Genomic DNA, 18,132 nt, shown 5'->3' with positions numbered 1-18,132 from the left:
GGACTGCAAGAGGCGGCTTCCTCCCCGACGGGAGGAAGCCTGACGTGATTAATCGCGAGCGCCGATTTCACGTAGTTTGCGGCCTTTCATCAGATTACGCTCAATGTGTTCCAGCGAAACGTGTTTGGTTTCCGGCACCAGCCACAGCGTCAGCAGGATAAACAACACATTCAGACCCGCGTAAACCCAGAATGTATTGGCGTTGCCCAGCGTATTGAGCATAGTCAGGAACGTTGCACCGACAATCATGTTGGCAATCCAGTTGGTGGCGGTGGAGCAAGTGATACCAAAATCGCGGCCTTTCAGTGGTTGAATTTCGGAGCACAATACCCAAATCAGCGGACCGGCACTCATGGCAAAACCGACAATAAACATCAGCAGCATGGCGATGGCGAAATACTGCGCCGACGGCGAGTGAATACCGATGTGCATCATTGTGCCCAGCACGCCCATGCCAACAGCCATCACCAGGAAGCCCAGCGTTAGCGTTGGTTTACGTCCCCAGCGGTCAACAAGGCCGATAGCGATAAAGGTGGCGAGTACGTTGGTCAGGCCGACGATCACTGTCCCCCACATTTGCTCTGTGGTGTTGGTATAACCTGCCAGTTCGAAGATTTTCGGTGCGTAATACATGATGACGTTCATCCCGGTGAATTGCTGCATTACCTGCAACAGTACACCCAGGAATACTGCACGGCGGAAATTGCTGTTCTCTTTAAACAGCGCCCAACCACTCTGTTTAACCTGCAAACTTTCGCGGATTTCATCCAGCTCGCGTTTGGCTTCTGCACTGGTATCACGCAAACGCATTAGCACGCGCTCGGCATCGATAAAGCGGCGTTTTGCAGCAAACCAACGTGGACTGTCTGGCAGGAAGAAGACACCAATCAGCAGCAGTATCGCCGGGATGATAATCACGCCCAGCATCCAGCGCCATGCGCCAGTGTAGCTGAAGGCGGTATCAGAAAGATAAGCACCGAGGATGCCGATGGTAATCATCAATTGATACATCGAGATCATACTGCCGCGAATTTTCTCAGGTGCAATTTCAGAGAGATACAGCGGTGCGGTATAAGAGGCAACACCTACTGCCAGACCTAATAAAACACGGGAAAGGATCAGCACTTCAACATTTGGCGCGGCAGCAGAGAACAACGACCCGGCAACAAACAGGATTGCGCCGATCATCAGGCTCTTTTTGCGCCCGAGTTTAAAGGAGAGCCAGCCGCTGCCCACAGCTCCGACTGCCGCACCAAACATCATGGAACTTACGACCCATTCTTGTGTGTGCGAGGTAATCTGGAATTCATCTGCAATAAACGGCAGTGCGCCAGCAATTACGCCGATATCCAGACCAAAGAGTAATCCCGCCAAAGCGGCAAGGAAGCAGACGAAAAACGTCATTGCCTTGTTTGACCGCCCTTGTTTTTTAGCGTCAGGCATGATGCCCTCCAATGTGGTTATTTTTTATTGTGAATTAAGATAGGTGAGTATGACGGAAAAAGATGTGAAGCAAATCACATCAGTGTAATCGCTTACACTGGCATTCATAATAACTATAATTTAAGTGCATGAAAATTATTGATTTATATCATCATGAATTAAACAGAGTTATCTTCAGTTAAGACTTTGCTGAAAAGAAATGTAACAACTGTGGAAATTGAATAATATGATGAAAATATTATTAATATCTGGCATGTAGGCTGGTGTAATCGGTTTCAATTATTGTGATACTTTACGAGTAAACGTGTTCAGCAACAGAATATTGCTATCGTGCGGACGGCTTTTTACCGGATGCAGCGTGAATGCCTTATCCACCTTTCTATTGCGATAGTTGTAGGCCTGATAGGCGTAGCGCATCGGGCATTTCACTGGAAAAGAAAAGGCCAGCGCGTGGCTGGCCTTGAAGACGAAGGCGCTGGAGTATTATTTCAGTCCAGCGGCATCGCGCAGAAGCTGTGCTTTGTCGGTTTTTTCCCATGGGAAATGTTCGCGACCAAAGTGACCATATGCCGCGGTCTCTTTGTAGATCGGGTGCAGCAGATCCAGCATCTTAATCAGACCGTATGGACGCAGGTCGAAGAACTCGCGCACCAGCAGGGTCAGTTGTTCTGAAGGCACTTTCTCGGTACCGAAAGTTTCCACCATGATGGAGGTCGGTTCAGCCACGCCGATTGCGTAGGAAACCTGGATTTCACAACGATCAGCCAGGCCAGCGGCAACGATGTTTTTCGCTACATAGCGTGCGGCGTACGCTGCAGAACGGTCCACTTTTGATGGATCTTTACCGGAGAACGCACCGCCACCGTGACGCGCCATGCCGCCGTAGGTATCTACGATAATTTTACGTCCGGTCAGACCGCAGTCGCCCATCGGACCGCCGATCACGAAACGTCCGGTCGGGTTGATGAAGAATTTGGTTGCAGAAGTCAGCCATTCAGACGGCAGAATCGGTTTGATGATCTCTTCCATAACCGCTTCTTGCAGGCATTTCTGGTCGATTTCTTCAGAGTGCTGAGTGGAAAGCACCACCGCATCGATGCCGACGATTTTGCCGTCATCATACTGGAAAGTAACCTGGCTTTTCGCGTCCGGGCGCAGCCATGGCAGAGTGCCGTTTTTACGCACTTCAGCCTGACGTTGTACCAGACGGTGCGCATAGGTGATAGGTGCTGGCATCAGCACGTCGGTTTCATTGGTCGCGTAGCCAAACATCAGACCCTGGTCGCCCGCGCCCTGTTCCAGCGGATCGGCACGGTCAACACCCTGGTTGATATCCGGGGACTGTTTACCGATGGCGCTCAGAACCGCACAGGAGTTAGCGTCAAAGCCCATGTCGGAATGCACATAGCCAATCTCACGAACGGTATTACGGGTGATCTCTTCGATGTCTACCCAGGCGCTGGTAGTGATTTCACCGCCAACTAAAACCATGCCGGTTTTTACGTAGGTTTCGCAAGCAACGCGTGCTTTCGGATCCTGTTCGAGGATCGCGTCTAAAACGGCATCAGAAATTTGGTCAGCAATTTTGTCAGGATGCCCTTCAGAAACGGACTCGGACGTAAAAAGGTGTTTTGCCATATTTAATATCACCTAAAGAGAATTTAGTTAGCTCAAACTGTTGTGTGGAATTTCTGTGGTAGCGGATCCTACCACGACTCTGCAGGTTAAAAACACTGGCAGTCTGAGTGTTAATCAGTATGGACGGATTAACATCTGGATGGCTATTTTAGGTCAATTCTTCACCCGATTGCCACTTTTTTTTGAAACATGTCTCATTCTGCTAAAAACGTGGCTGGAAATTTTTCCTGACAATGCTGGCATTCTGCGCATTTATCTTTTGCATTTTTCTGCCATTGTGGGGTATAAAACGCGACGCGCGGCTTAAATAAAAAGCACACGGCGTTTCTTTCGTGTTGCCACTTCCAGCCGGGTTGAAATCAGTGTTTTAGCTTGTTGGTTCGTCTTTGCAGGCGGCCGTGGAGGTGATACGAAATAATGAATCGTTGTCTGCTGCTTAATCTGTCGCACCGTTCTGGTGTAGATTCGTTCCCCGCACTCTGCATCTCTGCTTTGCATACCTGCCGATGTTATACCCATCTCGGCGCTTCTCAGGATTCAAGAGCTGGCAACAGTTATTGAGGACTGAACAAGGGCGCTCTTGTTATGACAAGAGTTTTCTCGTGGTTTCGCCGGACTGTCACAGTTACGTTCGGTTATGTGCTTAATAATGTTATGAAAAAGAAACCGATTGCGCAGTCGGAGTGTCAGCATACGCTGCTGGAAAATCCGTGTGCTTATGGGTTGTTATCGCAGTTTGAGGCTGCGATAGTGGTTAACTGTTTTACACTTAATAAAATAATTTGAGGTTCGCTATGTCTGACGACATGTCTATGAGTTTGCCTTCGTCAGCGGGCGAACATGGTGTACTACGCTCCATGCAGGAGGTTGCAATGAGCTCGCAGGAAGCCAGCAAGATGCTGCGTACTTACAATATTGCCTGGTGGGGCAATAACTACTACGACGTGAATGAGCTGGGCCACATCAGTGTCTGCCCGGACCCGGACGTCCCGGAAGCTCGCGTCGATCTCGCGCAGTTGGTGAAAACTCGCGAAGCGCAGGGCCAGCGTCTGCCTGCACTGTTCTGCTTCCCGCAGATCTTGCAACACCGCTTGCGTTCTATTAACGCTGCGTTCAAACGCGCGCGTGAATCCTACGGTTACAACGGCGACTATTTCCTCGTTTATCCGATCAAAGTTAACCAGCATCGCCGTGTGATTGAGTCGCTGATTCACTCTGGCGAACCGCTGGGGCTGGAAGCCGGGTCGAAAGCCGAGTTGATGGCGGTTCTGGCGCATGCAGGAATGACTCGCAGCGTCATCGTCTGTAACGGTTATAAAGATCGTGAATATATTCGTCTGGCGCTGATTGGCGAGAAGATGGGCCATAAGGTCTATCTGGTTATTGAGAAAATGTCGGAAATCGCCATTGTGCTGGATGAAGCAGAACGTCTGAACGTCATCCCTCGTCTGGGCGTGCGTGCCCGTCTGGCCTCGCAAGGTTCTGGCAAATGGCAGTCTTCCGGCGGCGAGAAGTCGAAATTCGGTCTGGCAGCGACGCAGGTTCTGCAACTGGTTGAAACGTTGCGTGAAGCCGGGCGTCTCGACAGCCTGCAACTGCTGCACTTCCACCTCGGTTCACAGATGGCGAATATTCGCGATATCGCCACTGGCGTTCGTGAATCTGCACGCTTCTATGTTGAGTTGCACAAACTGGGTGTCAACATTCAGTGTTTTGATGTTGGCGGCGGTCTGGGTGTGGATTATGAAGGTACTCGTTCGCAGTCCGATTGTTCGGTGAACTACGGCCTCAATGAATACGCCAACAACATTATCTGGGCGATTGGCGATGCCTGTGAAGAAAATGGCCTGCCGCATCCGACGGTGATCACCGAATCGGGCCGTGCGGTGACTGCGCACCATACCGTGCTGGTATCGAATATCATCGGTGTGGAACGTAACGAATACACGGTCCCAACCGCGCCCGCAGAAGACGCGCCGCGCGCGCTGCAAAGCATGTGGGAAACCTGGCTGGAGATGCACGAGCCGGGAACTCGCCGTTCACTGCGCGAGTGGCTGCATGACAGCCAGATGGATCTGCACGATATTCATATTGGCTATTCTTCAGGCACTTATAACCTGCAAGAACGCGCATGGGCGGAACAGCTCTATTTGAGTATGTGCCATGAAGTGCAGAAACAACTGGACCCGCAAAATCGCGCCCATCGCCCGATTATCGACGAATTGCAGGAACGTATGGCGGACAAAATGTACGTCAACTTTTCATTGTTCCAGTCGATGCCGGATGCGTGGGGGATCGACCAGTTGTTCCCGGTTCTGCCGCTGGAAGGGCTGAATCAAGTCCCGGAACGCCGCGCGGTTCTGTTGGATATCACCTGTGACTCTGACGGCGCTATCGATCACTATATTGATGGCGATGGTATCGCCACGACAATGCCGATGCCGGAGTACGACCCGGAGAATCCGCCGATGCTTGGTTTCTTTATGGTCGGTGCCTATCAGGAGATCCTCGGCAACATGCACAACCTGTTCGGTGATACCGAAGCGGTTGACGTATTTGTCTTCCCGGATGGCAGCGTAGAAGTGGAACTGTCTGATGAAGGCGATACCGTGGCGGACATGCTGCAATATGTTCAGCTCGATCCGAAAACGCTGTTAACCCAGTTCCGCGATCAGGTGAAGAAAACCGATCTTGATGCTGAACTGCAACAACAGTTCCTGGAAGAGTTCGAGGCAGGTTTGTACGGTTATACTTATCTTGAAGATGAGTAATTAAGATTATTCCGCTGGCGGGTCGATTTATTTACGTAAATCGGCTCGCTTTCTTTTTATATATTCTTAAAAATAATTTTGCTGCTTTTCTTATTAAATAATCTCCCTACAATCGCTGCATTAATTAAATGCAGAGGGAACGGTTATGAAAAAATGGAAAGTACGTAGCGCGTTGATAGCATTAGTCGTGCTGCTGGCTGGTTGTTCCAGTAATGCGCAGTATAATAGCAGTGCATCGGGCAATGTCGGCACCGCCTGGGGTGGGGATGTGCACTCATCGGTTCAGGGCGTATCTGCTGAACGAGCCTGGCGCGATCCCGCAGAAATGATCGTTATTAACTATTCAACTAACATTCCTTCTGGTTACGATCGCGTTTACAGTATTCGTATTAACGAACTGGAATATGCTATTCGTGATGCTAATTTCAATTCGCTTCCTATAACACGGGTTTATGATTCATCAAATAATGAGCCGAGATATATTGTTCAGGCTCGTGTGGGAATGAATTATCAACTATATATCCGTAACTACAGCCGTAACACTAACTACGAGATTGTTGCCACGGTTGATGGCCTGGATGTTCTGAACGGAAAACAAGGTTCGTTGAACAACAATGGCTATATTGTGAATGCTGGAGATTCGTTAGCGATTAAAGGATTCCGCAAAGATAAACATACCGAAGCGGCTTTTCAGTTCGCCAACGTTGCTGATTCCTACGCTGCCAATTCGGCGCAAGGCGATGTGCGTAATACAGGGGTGATTGGCTTTGCCGCTTTTGAATTGCAAAGCCCGGTTCAAAATGCGCAACCGCCATGTTCTGCGCAGGCATTTCCTGCAGACAACAACGGTTATGCGCCGCCGCCGTGTCGTAAGTAGCAACCTCGCTTGATGCTTCGCCCATTTAAGGCGATAATTGCTCTAAATATGTGTTTCGCGAATCCAACCCTTCCTCGTCGGGCCTAACGACGCGGAAGGGTTTTTTTATATCGACTTTGTAATAGGAGTCCATCCATGAGCACCTTAGGTCATCAATACGATAACTCACTGGTTTCCAATGCCTTTGGTTTTTTACGCCTGCCGATGAACTTCCAGCCGTATGACAGCGATGCCGACTGGGTGATTACTGGCGTGCCGTTTGATATGGCCACTTCTGGTCGTGCGGGGGGGCGCCACGGTCCGGCAGCGATTCGCCAGGTTTCGACGAATCTGGCCTGGGAACACAATCGCTTCCCGTGGAATTTCGACATGCGTGAGCGCCTGAACGTGGTGGACTGCGGCGATCTGGTGTATGCCTTCGGCGATGCCCGTGAGATGAGCGAGAAATTGCAGGCGCACGCCGAGAAGCTGCTGGCTGCTGGCAAGCGTATGCTCTCCTTCGGTGGTGACCACTTTGTTACGCTGCCGCTGTTGCGTGCTCATGCGAAGCATTTCGGCAAAATGGCGCTGGTACACTTTGACGCCCACACCGATACCTATGCGAACGGTTGTGAATTTGACCACGGCACCATGTTCTATACTGCGCCGAAAGAAGGTCTGATCGACCCGAATCATTCCGTGCAGATTGGTATTCGTACTGAGTTCGATAAAGATAATGGCTTTACCGTGCTGGATGCTTGCCAGGTGAACGATCGCAGTGTGGATGACGTTATCGCCCAGGTGAAACAGATTGTTGGTGATATGCCGGTTTACCTGACCTTTGATATCGATTGCCTGGACCCTGCATTTGCGCCGGGAACCGGTACGCCAGTGATTGGCGGCCTGACCTCCGATCGCGCCATTAAACTGGTTCGTGGTCTGAAAGATCTCAACATTGTTGGGATGGACGTAGTGGAAGTGGCTCCGGCATACGATCAGTCTGAAATCACCGCTCTGGCAGCAGCGACGCTGGCGCTGGAGATGCTGTATATTCAGGCGGCGAAAAAGGGCGAGTAAGCGCCGAATAAGCTGCGCACGGGTAACGTACTATTTGCTATTAATGTCGGATGCAGCGTGAACGCCTTATCTGACCTACGTTCGGCACCTGTAGGCCGGATAAGATGCGCCAGCATCGCATCCGGCAATGCGCACGAGGTAGTAAATGTGCCATTCATGTCGGATGCGGCGTGAACGCCTTATCTGACCTACGTTCGGCACCTGTAGGCCGGATAAGATGCGCCAGCATCGCATCCGGCAATGCGCACGAGGTAGTAAATGTGCCATTCATGTCGGATGCGGCGTGAATGCCTTATCTGATCTACGTTCGGCACCACCAGACTTTACTTAACTCCATCCGCGCTCATGCGATCGCGAATATGCTGGGCGCGTTCGGCGGAGGCCGGATGGTCGTCAAACATTGAGCTTTGGCGGCCAGCTTCCAGTTTCGCCAGTTTTTCAAAGCTGGTGGCAAGACCCGCCGGGCTGATGCCGCGTTGGCGCAGAAGGTCATAGGAGTAATCATCTGCTTCCGATTCCTGGCGCTGAGAGAATTGCGAGTTGACCAGTTTCTCGCCCAGGTCGCCGAGTTGTGATTGCGATAAGCTGCCGATAACTCCGCCCGCAGAGGCCGCCGCGACGCGTACTGCATTGGTACCTAACGCTACCTGCATCCCTTTCTTCACATGACCTAATGCGACGTGTCCCATCTCGTGGCCTATCACTGCTTCAACTTCGTTATCGGTCATCATATCCATCAAGCCACTGTAGACACGGATGCAGCCATTCGCCATTGCAAAAGCGTTCACATCCTTCGCCATATACACTTTGTAATTCACCGGCTGACCGTTGATGTTATCGCCCAATGCACGGGAAATTGCTGTCAGGCGTTTAGCATATTCGCTACTGGCTGGTGCAATCGTCGCCTTGCTGTCCATCTCCTGGCATGCCTGATCGCTCAGGCTTTTCACCTGCGCATCACTCAGCGTGTAAGCCTGAAAAGCTTCCGCTCCAGATGAGAGCAGTCCATTGGTGTCCATATTCTGGCAACCGGTCAGTGCCGTTGCCACGCTCATTGCTACCAATAAGGCGCGAATTTTCATGTTTTCTCTTCCGCACAAGGTCAGGATTATTCTAAAAATACGCCGTTTGCAGGTGAATCGACGTTCTGGCTAAGTATAAGGAAAAGCGTGATGGACGGGCGAGCAGATTGCGCAACATGCGAGCATGATCCAGAGATTTCTGAGACGGCAAAAGGATGTTCCATGTACATGACGCGCGGCTTGCGGTAAATTGTTGGCAAATTTTCCGGCGTAGCCCAAAACGCGCTGTCGTCAAGTCGTTAAGGGCGTGCCCTTCATCATCCGATCTGGAGTCAAAATGTCCTCACGTAAAGAGCTTGCCAATGCTATTCGTGCGCTGAGCATGGACGCAGTACAAAAAGCCAAATCCGGTCACCCGGGCGCCCCGATGGGTATGGCTGACATTGCCGAAGTCCTGTGGCGTGATTTCCTGAAACATAACCCGCAGAATCCGTCCTGGGCTGACCGTGACCGCTTCGTGCTGTCCAACGGCCACGGCTCCATGCTGATCTACAGCCTGCTGCACCTCACTGGTTATGATCTGCCGATGGAAGAACTGAAAAACTTCCGTCAACTGCATTCCAAAACGCCGGGCCACCCGGAAGTGGGTTACACCGCTGGTGTGGAAACCACCACTGGTCCGCTGGGTCAGGGTATTGCCAACGCAGTCGGTATGGCTATCGCAGAAAAAACGCTGGCGGCGCAGTTTAACCGTCCTGGTTACGACATCGTTGACCACTACACCTACGCGTTCATGGGTGATGGCTGCATGATGGAAGGCATCTCCCACGAAGTTTGCTCTCTGGCGGGCACCCTGAAGCTGGGTAAACTGATTGCATTCTACGATGACAACGGTATCTCTATTGATGGTCACGTTGAAGGCTGGTTCACCGACGATACCGCAATGCGTTTCGAAGCCTACGGTTGGCACGTTATTCGCGACATCGACGGTCATGACGCGGCATCCATCAAACGCGCAGTAGAAGAAGCGCGCGCAGTGACTGACAAACCGTCCCTGCTGATGTGCAAAACCATCATCGGTTTCGGTTCCCCGAACAAAGCCGGTACGCACGACTCCCACGGTGCGCCGCTGGGCGACGCTGAAATTGCCCTGACCCGCGAACAGCTGGGCTGGAAATATGCGCCGTTCGAAATCCCGTCTGAAATCTATGCTCAGTGGGATGCGAAAGAAGCAGGTCAGGCGAAAGAGTCCGCATGGAACGAGAAATTCGCTGCTTACGCGAAAGCTTATCCGCAGGAAGCTGCTGAATTTACCCGCCGTATGAAAGGCGAAATGCCGTCTGACTTCGACGCGAAAGCAAAAGAGTTCATCGCTAAACTGCAGGCGAACCCGGTGAAAATCGCCAGCCGTAAAGCATCTCAGAATGCGATTGAAGCGTTCGGTCCGCTGTTGCCGGAATTCCTCGGCGGTTCCGCTGACCTGGCGCCATCTAACCTGACTCTGTGGTCTGGCTCTAAAGCAATCAACGAAGATGCCGCGGGTAACTACATCCACTACGGTGTTCGCGAGTTCGGTATGACCGCGATTGCTAACGGTATCTCCCTGCACGGTGGTTTCCTGCCGTACACCTCCACCTTCCTGATGTTTGTGGAATACGCACGTAACGCCGTACGTATGGCAGCGCTGATGAAACAGCGTCAGGTGATGGTTTACACCCACGATTCCATCGGTCTGGGCGAAGATGGCCCGACTCACCAGCCGGTAGAGCAGGTCGCTTCTCTGCGCGTGACCCCGAACATGTCTACATGGCGCCCGTGTGACCAGGTTGAATCCGCGGTAGCGTGGAAATACGGTGTTGAGCGTCAGGACGGCCCGACCGCATTGATCCTCTCCCGTCAGAACCTGGCGCAGCAAGAACGTACTGAAGAGCAGCTGGCAAACATCGCGCGTGGTGGTTATGTGCTGAAAGACTGTGCCGGTCAGCCGGAACTGATCTTCATCGCCACTGGTTCTGAAGTTGAACTGGCTGTCGCTGCATATGAAAAACTGACTGCCGAAGGCGTGAAAGCGCGCGTGGTTTCTATGCCGTCTACCGACGCGTTCGACAAGCAGGATGCGGCTTACCGTGAGTCTGTACTGCCGAAAGCGGTTACTGCTCGCGTTGCGGTGGAAGCGGGCATTGCTGACTACTGGTACAAGTATGTTGGCCTGAATGGCGCTATCGTCGGCATGAATACCTTCGGTGAATCTGCTCCGGCAGAACAGCTGTTCGAAGAGTTCGGCTTCACCGTTGACAACGTTGTTGCGAAAGCCAAAGCGCTGCTGTAATCAGTAAGACGTTTTGTGAGAAGGGCCGCGAAAGCGGCCCTGCAGATTATTAGCAAAGTGCGCGTTGTTTATGTCGGATGCGGCGTGTACGCCTTATCCGACCTACTAGATCGTGCAAATTCTATATATTGCAGGAAGTATGTAGGCCTGATAAGCGTAGCGCATCAGGCAGTTTTGCCTTTGCCATCAGTCTCATGGGCCGCAAACGCGGCCCTTTATTATTTGGTGGAGATAAACGGAACTGTACTGCCGGGGATCATGGTATCGGGTAATTTACCGTTCCAGCGTTCAGCAGTGGTAAGGGCTACAAGGCCTGGATTATCTCGCAGTGCTTCTCCGCGCAGGCGAATAGCTTCTGCTTCTGCGGCACTTTTTAAACGGATAGTTTCGGCTTCTGCCGCACCTCTTACGCGAATCGTTTCTGCTTCCGCTTTGGCCGCCGCCAGCTTACTATCTGCTTCTGCCTGGGCTTGAGTTACCGCAATTTGCGCCTGGATTTTTTCTGTTTCCAGATTTTGTTTACGTGTGGCAATAGCGACTTCCGCTTTCATCCGGTCCTCAATCGACTTTTCATAAGCATCAGAAAAATCAATATTCTCAATTTGCACCCCGTCAATAACCACCGGGCCAACCACGGCTTTACGCATCGCGTTTTGTAGATCCTGAACTAATTTTGTACGATCCTGTACGGCGCTGATGGCAGTATACTGCCCGAAAACGTTCTCCAGTTGGGTCGGCAACTGTCGAACAATAAGGCGATCTTTTAAGGCGTCAATGGTGTTATAGGTAGTATAAACCGCCCCCGCTTCTGAAGGCTTAATATGGAAGCTGACTGATACAGTCATTTGCGCTGGCTGCTGGTCACGACTGTAGGCTTGCAACCCTTGATAGACAACAGCCTGATTACGCGTGGAAATTTTCTCCACACTTTCCATAAAAGGAATCTTAAAACCCAACCCCGGATCGGCCACTTTTACTATTTTTCCGTAGCGAAGCAAAATACCGCGCTCGCCTTCATTTACGGTGTAATACGAGAGAAAGGGCAGTATCACAATGGCCAGAACGCCAATAGAGATGGCAAGAGGTTTTTGCGGACGGAATGAGGTTATCGCAATTGGGGCTTTCATGTGTATCTTCCTTGAGTAAAGATACGGAATATGTCATATGGGCAGAAAAGAGAACAGAGAACGCTTGTTAATTAGGATTCTATAAAGGCGATAGCGGAAATGATTAAAACTAAATTGTCCATTTTCGTACTTTCAATATACAAAAAGTGATGCAAGTCACAATTATATGTTTAATAAAAAAATCATTATTTGTGTTCACTGTCACGTTTTAATGATTGACTTATTTTTATCTTATCACAACTCATTGTTAATTATAGTTTGATATTATTGCCGACTTTTAAATGCTGTCTTTTAAGCTGAATTGATTTCAATTTTATTCGCTGTATTCTGTTTTTACCGCTCGGCGGCATTCTAAAAATAAGGATATTTTATGCAGCTTATTGATTATTTTCCAGAATCATCAATCTCAGTTATACATGCAGCAAAAGAGTGGCAGGATGCTATTGATTTTTCGATGGCATCACTGCTAGCAGAAAATTATATCAGCGAGGATTATATCCAGGCTATTAAAGATTCAACTATCAGCAATGGTCCTTATTATATTCTTGCGTCGGGAGTAGCGATGCCTCATGCACGGCCAGAATGTGGGGCGCTTAAAACCGGGATGTCTCTGACATTACTCGAACGGCCAGTGTATTTTCCGGGAAGTAATGAACCGATTAAATTACTTATCGGGCTTTCTGCTGCCGATGCCGATTCGCACATTGGCGCTATTCAGGCGTTAGGCGAATTACTGAGTGAAGATGAAATACTCGAACAATTATTAACAGCAACATCAGAAAGACAATTAGCGGACATTATCAGCCGCGGATAATTACTCTCTCCTCTACAGGATAATATCATGGAAAACAAGTCTGCTCGTGCAAAGGTCCAGGCTTTTGGGGGCTTTTTGACTGCAATGGTCATCCCCAATATCGGTGCCTTTATTGCCTGGGGATTTATAACGGCGTTATTTATTCCCACCGGTTGGCTGCCAAACGAACATTTCGCCAAAATTGTCGGTCCAATGATTACCTATTTATTGCCCGTGATGATTGGTTCTACCGGCGGTCATTTGGTCGGTGGTAAGCGCGGCGCAGTAATGGGGGGAATCGGTACTATCGGTGTGATCGTCGGCGCTGATATACCTATGTTCCTTGGATCAATGATTATGGGGCCGCTGGGCGGCCTGGTGATTAAATACATCGATAAGGTTCTGGAAAAGCGAATCCCCGCCGGTTTTGAGATGGTTATCAATAACTTCTCATTAGGGATTGCCGGGATGATCCTCTGCTTGTTGGGCTTTGAAGTTATCGGTCCGGCAGTGTTAATTGCCAATACTTTCGTCAAAGAGTGTATTGAGGCGTTGGTACATGCGGGCTATTTGCCTTTGCTGTCAGTCATCAATGAACCAGCAAAAGTGCTTTTCCTCAATAACGCTATCGATCAGGGCGTCTATTATCCGTTGGGGATGCAACAGGCTTCGGTTAACGGTAAATCCATCTTCTTTATGGTGGCGTCGAATCCGGGGCCAGGGTTGGGGTTGCTGCTGGCGTTTAGTCTGTTTGGTAAGGGAATGAGTAAGCACTCTGCGCCTGGCGCGATGATTATTCACTTCCTCGGCGGGATCCACGAACTGTATTTCCCGTACGTGCTGATGAAGCCGCTGACTATTATCGCCATGATTGCGGGCGGCATGTCTGGCACCTGGATGTTTAACTTACTGGATGGTGGTCTGGTGGCTGGCCCAAGTCCGGGGTCTATCTTTGCTTACCTGGCACTGACGCCGAAAGGCTCGTTCCTGGCGACAATTGCCGGTGTTACAGTCGGCACCCTGGTGTCTTTCGTCATTACTTCCCTGATACTGAAGATGGAAAAAACGGCAGAAACCGAGAGTGAGGATGAGTTTGCCGAATCAGCCAATGCCGTTAAGGCAATGAAGCAGAAAGGCGCGTTCTCATTAAGCCGTGTTAAGCGTATTGCTTTTGTTTGCGATGCGGGGATGGGCTCCAGCGCGATGGGCGCAACCACCTTCCGTAAGCGTCTGGAAAAAGCGGGACTGGCAATTGAAGTAAAACATTACGCCATCGAAAACGTGCCTGCGGATGCAGATATTGTCGTCACGCACGCCAGTCTGGAAGGGCGAGTGAAACGCGTGACGGAGAAGCCACTGATATTGATTAATAACTATATTGGCGATCCAAAACTCGACACTTTATTTAATCAATTAACCGCCGAACATAAAAACTGATTGCAGAGGTAAAAATGAAAACCAAAGTTGCTGCTATTTATGGCAAGCGGGATGTCCGTCTGCGCGAATTTGAATTGCCCGAAATTACCGATAATGAATTACTGGTTAGCGTTATTTCCGACAGTGTTTGTTTATCAACATGGAAAGCGGCGTTACTCGGTAGTGAACATAAACGCGTCCCCGACGATTTAGAAAATCATCCGGTCATTACCGGGCATGAATGTGCCGGGATTATTGTCGAAGTGGGTAAGAATCTTACCGGGAAATATAAAAAGGGGCAGCGTTTTGTACTGCAACCGGCAATGGGATTACCCAGTGGATATTCAGCCGGATACAGCTACGAATATTTTGGCGGTAATGCCACTTATATGATTATTCCTGAGGTCGCTATTAACCTGGGCTGCGTATTACCGTATCACGGCTCTTATTTTGCTGCGGCATCGCTGGCGGAACCGATGTGCTGCATTATTGGCGCTTATCATGCCAATTATCACACCACGCAATATGTTTACGAACATCGCATGGGCGTCAAACCTGGCGGCAATATTGCGCTGCTGGCGTGTGCTGGCCCGATGGGGATTGGTGCTATCGATTACGCCATTAACGGTGATATACAACCGTCGCGGATAGTGGTGGTCGATATCGACGAAAAACGGCTGGAGCAGGTGCAGAAGCTGCTGCCGGCGGAAATGGCGGCCAGTAAAGGCATTGAGCTGGTATATGTGAATACCAAAGGGATGAGCGATCCGGTCCAGATACTGCGGGCACTGACAGGAGATGCCGGGTTCGATGACATTTTTGTTTATGCGGCGGTGCCTGCTGTCGTTGAGATGGCTGACGAATTACTGGCGGAAGATGGTTGCCTGAACTTCTTTGCCGGGCCGACGGATAAAAACTTCAAAGTACCGTTTAATTTCTACAACGTGCATTACAACAGCACGCATGTTGTCGGTACATCTGGCGGTTCAACGGACGATATGAAAGAGGCGATAGCGCTAAGTGCCACGGGGCAGTTGCAGCCGTCCTTTATGGTGACCCATGTCGGTGGGCTGGATGCGGTGCCAGATACCGTGCTCAATTTGCCGGATATCCCCGGCGGCAAAAAACTCATTTATAACGGTGTCACCATGCCGCTGACCGCCATTGCTGATTTTGCCGAAAAAGGCAAAACCGATCCGCTGTTTAAAGCGCTGGCGCGGTTGGTTGAGGAAACGCACGGTATCTGGAATGAACAGGCCGAGAAATATCTGCTGGCGCAATTTGGCGTTGATATCGGGGAGGCTGCGCAATGATGTCCCTGGCGTGGCCATTATTTCGCGTTACGGAACAGGCAGCGTTGGCTGCCTGGCCGCAAACCGGATGTGGCGATAAAAACAAAATTGATGGTCTGGCGGTCACCGCGATGCGTCAGGCGTTGAACGACGTCGCTTTTCGTGGGCGAGTGGTTATCGGTGAGGGGGAGATTGACCACGCGCCGATGCTGTGGATTGGTGAAGATGTAGGCAAGGGGGATGGGCCAGAAGTGGATATTGCGGTTGATCCCATTGAAGGTACGCGGATGGTGGCGATGGGGCAGAGCAATGCGCTGGCGGTAATGGCTTTCGCACCACGAGGTAGCTTGTTACACGCGCCCGATATGTATATGAAAAAACTGGTTGTTAATCGACTGGCGGCGGGCGCGATTGATTTGTCTTTGCCTCTGGCGGATAACTTGCGCAACGTGGCGAAAGCGTTAGGAAAACCGCTGGACCGGCTACGCATGGTTACGCTGGATAAACCCCGTCTTCGTGCCGTGATTGAGGAAGCAACGCAACTGGGCGTGAAGGTTTTCGCCTTGCCGGATGGCGATGTCGCCGCCAGCGTGCTGACCTGCTGGCAGGATAATCCTTACGACGTGATGTATACCATCGGCGGCGCACCAGAAGGGGTTATTTCTGCCTGTGCCGTCAAAGCGCTGGGCGGAGATATGCAGGCCGAGCTGATTGACTTTTGTCAGGCTAAAGGGGATTACACGGAAAATCGGCAGATTGCAGAGCAGGAGCGCAAGCGTTGCAAGGCAATGGGCGTTGACGTTAACCGAGTATACTCGCTCGATGAACTGGTGAGGGGGAACGATATCCTCTTTAGCGCTACGGGCGTGACGGGCGGCGAGTTGGTGAACGGTATCCAACAGACGGCGAATGGGGTGCGGACGCAGACATTACTGATCGGCGGCGCGGACCAAACGTGTAATATAATAGACTCCCTGCATTGATGGTGATCTATCGGAAGACCAATGGCGACGCTGACAGAAGATGATGTGCTTGAGCAACTGGATGCACAGGACAATTTATTTTCATTTATGAAAACTGCGCATTCTATTTTGCTCCAGGGGATACGCCAGTTTCTGCCGTCGCTGTTTGTCGATAACGATGAAGAGATCGTGGAATATGCAGTGAAGCCGCTACTCGCCCAAAGTGGCCCACTTGACGATATTGATGTTGCGCTGCGTTTGATTTATGCGCTGGGGAAAATGGATAAATGGCTGTACGCCGATATCACGCATTTTTCCCAGTTCTGGCATTACCTGAACGAACAGGATGAAACGCCCGGATTTGCCGATGACATGACCTGGGATTTTATCAGCAACGTCAATAGCATAACCCGCAATGCGACGCTCTATGACGCGTTGAAAGCGATGAAGTTCGCCGATTTCGCCGTCTGGTCAGAGGCGCGTTTTAGCGGGATGGTCAAAACGGCGCTGACGCTGGCAGTAACGACCACCTTAAAGGAATTAACGCCGTGAAAATCGAACTGACGGTGAATGGACTAAAGGTACAGGCGCAGTACTCTGATGATGAAATTGAGAATGTTCATAAACCGCTACTGCGTATGCTGGCGGCCTTACAGGCGGTAAATCCGCAGCGGCGTACGGTGGTTTTTCTTTGCGCTCCGCCGGGGACGGGTAAATCTACCCTAACCACCTTCTGGGAATATCTCGCGCAACAAGACCCTGAATTACCCACTATCCAGACGCTACCGATGGATGGGTTTCACCATTACAACGGCTGGCTGGATGCGCACCAATTACGCCCCTTCAAAGGCGCGCCAGAGACATTCGATGTGGCGAAACTGGCGGAAAATCTGCGCCGGGCAGTGGAAGGGGATTGTACGTGGCCGCAGTATGATCGACAAAAGCACGATCCGGTAGAAGATGCATTGCACGTTACCGCATCTCTCGTCATCGTCGAAGGAAACTGGTTGTTGCTGGACGATGAAAAGTGGCAGGTGTTGGCATCCTTCTGCGATTTTTCTATTTTTATTCATGCACCAGCTCAAATTCTGCGGGAACGCTTGATTAGTCGTAAAATTGCCGGGGGATTATCGCGGGAAGAAGCGGAAGCTTTTTATGCCCGAACCGATGGTCCCAATGTCGAGCGTGTATTGATGAATAGCCGTAGAGCCAATCTGATACTAGAGATGACTGAAGAAGGTAGATATTGCTTCGCATCCTAATGATTTATTCCAGTTATTGCATAGTTATTATTACGCCGTATTGGAATAAATTCTTGTTTGACAGAGAGGAAAAATGTGACGTAAGTCAGATAATTGTCTTCTTTGACTGGACAATCATTCCTTTTATTCCACGTTTCGCTTATT

Annotated in this window: 18 protein-coding genes; 13 read left to right on the top strand and 5 right to left on the bottom strand. The window is 50.6% G+C overall.

Features of this window, described 5'->3' with window-relative positions; all coding sequences use genetic code 11:
* Window positions 1-48: 48 nt before the first annotated feature.
* From galP to metK, 3 genes are all read right to left on the bottom strand, one after another.
* The gene (gene galP / locus PS053_RS10020; RefSeq protein ID WP_002461300.1) at window positions 49-1,443 is read right to left on the bottom strand and encodes a galactose/proton symporter; all 1,395 of its coding nucleotides are present in this window, start codon (window positions 1,441-1,443) and stop codon (window positions 49-51) included.
* A 279-nt stretch (window positions 1,444-1,722) separates the two neighbouring features.
* Window positions 1,723-1,860, bottom strand: coding sequence for a hypothetical protein (locus tag PS053_RS10015; RefSeq protein ID WP_157730407.1), 138 nt, complete (start codon window positions 1,858-1,860; stop codon window positions 1,723-1,725).
* 66 nt (window positions 1,861-1,926) lie between these two features.
* A complete protein-coding gene (gene metK / locus PS053_RS10010) occupies window positions 1,927-3,081 on the bottom strand; it encodes a methionine adenosyltransferase (protein WP_001062126.1) in 1,155 nt (384 codons plus the stop codon).
* A gap of 55 nt (window positions 3,082-3,136) precedes the next feature.
* On the opposite strand from metK, the gene PS053_RS10005 reads away from it, so the two are divergent.
* The 6 genes from PS053_RS10005 (at window position 3,137) to speB (ending at window position 7,785) form a co-directional block, all read left to right on the top strand.
* Window positions 3,137-3,388, top strand: coding sequence for a hypothetical protein (locus tag PS053_RS10005; protein WP_024164720.1), 252 nt, complete (start codon window positions 3,137-3,139; stop codon window positions 3,386-3,388).
* Window positions 3,389-3,498: 110 nt separating this feature from the next.
* On the top strand, window positions 3,499-3,642 hold the full coding sequence (gene yqgG / locus PS053_RS10000) for a protein YqgG (protein WP_269446598.1): 144 nt from the start codon (window positions 3,499-3,501) through the stop codon (window positions 3,640-3,642).
* 93 nt (window positions 3,643-3,735) lie between these two features.
* Window positions 3,736-3,867: an acid stress response protein YqgB gene (gene yqgB / locus PS053_RS09995; RefSeq protein ID WP_256878893.1), complete on the top strand. Its 132-nt coding sequence runs from the start codon at window positions 3,736-3,738 to the stop codon at window positions 3,865-3,867.
* Window positions 3,868-3,875: 8 nt separating this feature from the next.
* On the top strand, window positions 3,876-5,852 hold the full coding sequence (gene speA / locus PS053_RS09990; protein ID WP_059214552.1) for a biosynthetic arginine decarboxylase: 1,977 nt from the start codon (window positions 3,876-3,878) through the stop codon (window positions 5,850-5,852).
* A gap of 145 nt (window positions 5,853-5,997) precedes the next feature.
* Window positions 5,998-6,729, top strand: a complete 732-nt coding sequence (locus PS053_RS09985) for a hypothetical protein (RefSeq protein ID WP_256878849.1) — start codon at window positions 5,998-6,000, stop codon at window positions 6,727-6,729.
* Between the two features lie 135 nt (window positions 6,730-6,864).
* Window positions 6,865-7,785 carry an agmatinase gene (gene speB, locus PS053_RS09980; RefSeq protein WP_000105566.1) on the top strand — a complete coding sequence of 307 codons (921 nt, stop codon included), beginning with the start codon at window positions 6,865-6,867 and terminating at the stop codon, window positions 7,783-7,785.
* Between the two features lie 323 nt (window positions 7,786-8,108).
* On the opposite strand, the gene loiP is transcribed toward speB, so the two are convergent.
* A complete protein-coding gene (gene loiP / locus PS053_RS09975; RefSeq protein ID WP_256878850.1) occupies window positions 8,109-8,867 on the bottom strand; it encodes a metalloprotease LoiP in 759 nt (252 codons plus the stop codon).
* A gap of 277 nt (window positions 8,868-9,144) precedes the next feature.
* Here loiP and tkt point away from each other — a divergent pair, with 277 nt between their 5' ends.
* On the top strand, window positions 9,145-11,136 hold the full coding sequence (gene tkt / locus PS053_RS09970; protein ID WP_000098638.1) for a transketolase: 1,992 nt from the start codon (window positions 9,145-9,147) through the stop codon (window positions 11,134-11,136).
* A 218-nt stretch (window positions 11,137-11,354) separates the two neighbouring features.
* Here the strand turns inward: tkt and PS053_RS09965 are convergent, their stop codons facing one another.
* Window positions 11,355-12,263 carry a prohibitin family protein gene (locus PS053_RS09965; RefSeq protein WP_059216744.1) on the bottom strand — a complete coding sequence of 303 codons (909 nt, stop codon included), beginning with the start codon at window positions 12,261-12,263 and terminating at the stop codon, window positions 11,355-11,357.
* A gap of 370 nt (window positions 12,264-12,633) precedes the next feature.
* On the opposite strand from PS053_RS09965, the gene cmtB reads away from it, so the two are divergent.
* Genes cmtB through PS053_RS09935 form a run of 6 tightly spaced genes read left to right on the top strand, consistent with a single transcriptional unit; the run spans window position 12,634 to window position 17,988 of the window.
* Window positions 12,634-13,077, top strand: a complete 444-nt coding sequence (gene cmtB / locus PS053_RS09960) for a PTS mannitol transporter subunit IIA (protein WP_044712681.1) — start codon at window positions 12,634-12,636, stop codon at window positions 13,075-13,077.
* Between the two features lie 27 nt (window positions 13,078-13,104).
* On the top strand, window positions 13,105-14,493 hold the full coding sequence (gene cmtA / locus PS053_RS09955) for a PTS mannitol transporter subunit IICB (RefSeq protein ID WP_256878851.1): 1,389 nt from the start codon (window positions 13,105-13,107) through the stop codon (window positions 14,491-14,493).
* Window positions 14,494-14,507: 14 nt separating this feature from the next.
* Window positions 14,508-15,785, top strand: coding sequence for a zinc-binding dehydrogenase (locus PS053_RS09950; protein WP_137649247.1), 1,278 nt, complete (start codon window positions 14,508-14,510; stop codon window positions 15,783-15,785).
* Window positions 15,782-16,747, top strand: a complete 966-nt coding sequence (glpX, locus tag PS053_RS09945; RefSeq protein WP_256878852.1) for a class II fructose-bisphosphatase — start codon at window positions 15,782-15,784, stop codon at window positions 16,745-16,747. The genes PS053_RS09950 and glpX overlap by 4 nt, the downstream gene beginning before the upstream one ends.
* Before the next feature lie 21 nt (window positions 16,748-16,768).
* Window positions 16,769-17,278 carry a fumarase E gene (gene fumE / locus PS053_RS09940; RefSeq protein ID WP_000224131.1) on the top strand — a complete coding sequence of 170 codons (510 nt, stop codon included), beginning with the start codon at window positions 16,769-16,771 and terminating at the stop codon, window positions 17,276-17,278.
* On the top strand, window positions 17,275-17,988 hold the full coding sequence (locus tag PS053_RS09935) for a nucleoside/nucleotide kinase family protein (protein WP_256878853.1): 714 nt from the start codon (window positions 17,275-17,277) through the stop codon (window positions 17,986-17,988). The genes fumE and PS053_RS09935 overlap by 4 nt, the downstream gene beginning before the upstream one ends.
* Window positions 17,989-18,132 lie beyond the last annotated feature (144 nt).

It is taken from the genome of Escherichia albertii (genome assembly GCF_028622335.1).
Classification (GTDB): Bacteria; Pseudomonadota; Gammaproteobacteria; order Enterobacterales; family Enterobacteriaceae; genus Escherichia; species Escherichia albertii.
Note: the sequence above shows the minus strand (reverse complement) of the source record. Positions and strands in the feature narration are given on the sequence as shown.

Excerpts from the sequence above, each read along its gene's own strand:
- yqgB (WP_256878893.1), top strand. The coding sequence starts at position 3,736 with ATGAAAAAGAAACCGATTGCGCAGTCGGAGTGTCAGCATACGCTGCTG.
- speB (WP_000105566.1), top strand. The coding sequence starts at position 6,865 with ATGAGCACCTTAGGTCATCAATACGATAACTCACTGGTTTCCAATGCC.
- PS053_RS09950 (WP_137649247.1), top strand. The coding sequence starts at position 14,508 with ATGAAAACCAAAGTTGCTGCTATTTATGGCAAGCGGGATGTCCGTCTG.
- PS053_RS09965 (WP_059216744.1), bottom strand. The coding sequence starts at position 12,263 with ATGAAAGCCCCAATTGCGATAACCTCATTCCGTCCGCAAAAACCTCTT.
- metK (WP_001062126.1), bottom strand. The coding sequence starts at position 3,081 with ATGGCAAAACACCTTTTTACGTCCGAGTCCGTTTCTGAAGGGCATCCT.
- speA (WP_059214552.1), top strand. The coding sequence starts at position 3,876 with ATGTCTGACGACATGTCTATGAGTTTGCCTTCGTCAGCGGGCGAACAT.
- loiP (WP_256878850.1), bottom strand. The coding sequence starts at position 8,867 with ATGAAAATTCGCGCCTTATTGGTAGCAATGAGCGTGGCAACGGCACTG.
- yqgG (WP_269446598.1), top strand. The coding sequence starts at position 3,499 with ATGAATCGTTGTCTGCTGCTTAATCTGTCGCACCGTTCTGGTGTAGAT.
- PS053_RS09985 (WP_256878849.1), top strand. The coding sequence starts at position 5,998 with ATGAAAAAATGGAAAGTACGTAGCGCGTTGATAGCATTAGTCGTGCTG.
- cmtA (WP_256878851.1), top strand. The coding sequence starts at position 13,105 with ATGGAAAACAAGTCTGCTCGTGCAAAGGTCCAGGCTTTTGGGGGCTTT.
- fumE (WP_000224131.1), top strand. The coding sequence starts at position 16,769 with ATGGCGACGCTGACAGAAGATGATGTGCTTGAGCAACTGGATGCACAG.
- tkt (WP_000098638.1), top strand. The coding sequence starts at position 9,145 with ATGTCCTCACGTAAAGAGCTTGCCAATGCTATTCGTGCGCTGAGCATG.
- galP (WP_002461300.1), bottom strand. The coding sequence starts at position 1,443 with ATGCCTGACGCTAAAAAACAAGGGCGGTCAAACAAGGCAATGACGTTT.
- glpX (WP_256878852.1), top strand. The coding sequence starts at position 15,782 with ATGATGTCCCTGGCGTGGCCATTATTTCGCGTTACGGAACAGGCAGCG.
- PS053_RS10015 (WP_157730407.1), bottom strand. The coding sequence starts at position 1,860 with ATGCGCTACGCCTATCAGGCCTACAACTATCGCAATAGAAAGGTGGAT.
- cmtB (WP_044712681.1), top strand. The coding sequence starts at position 12,634 with ATGCAGCTTATTGATTATTTTCCAGAATCATCAATCTCAGTTATACAT.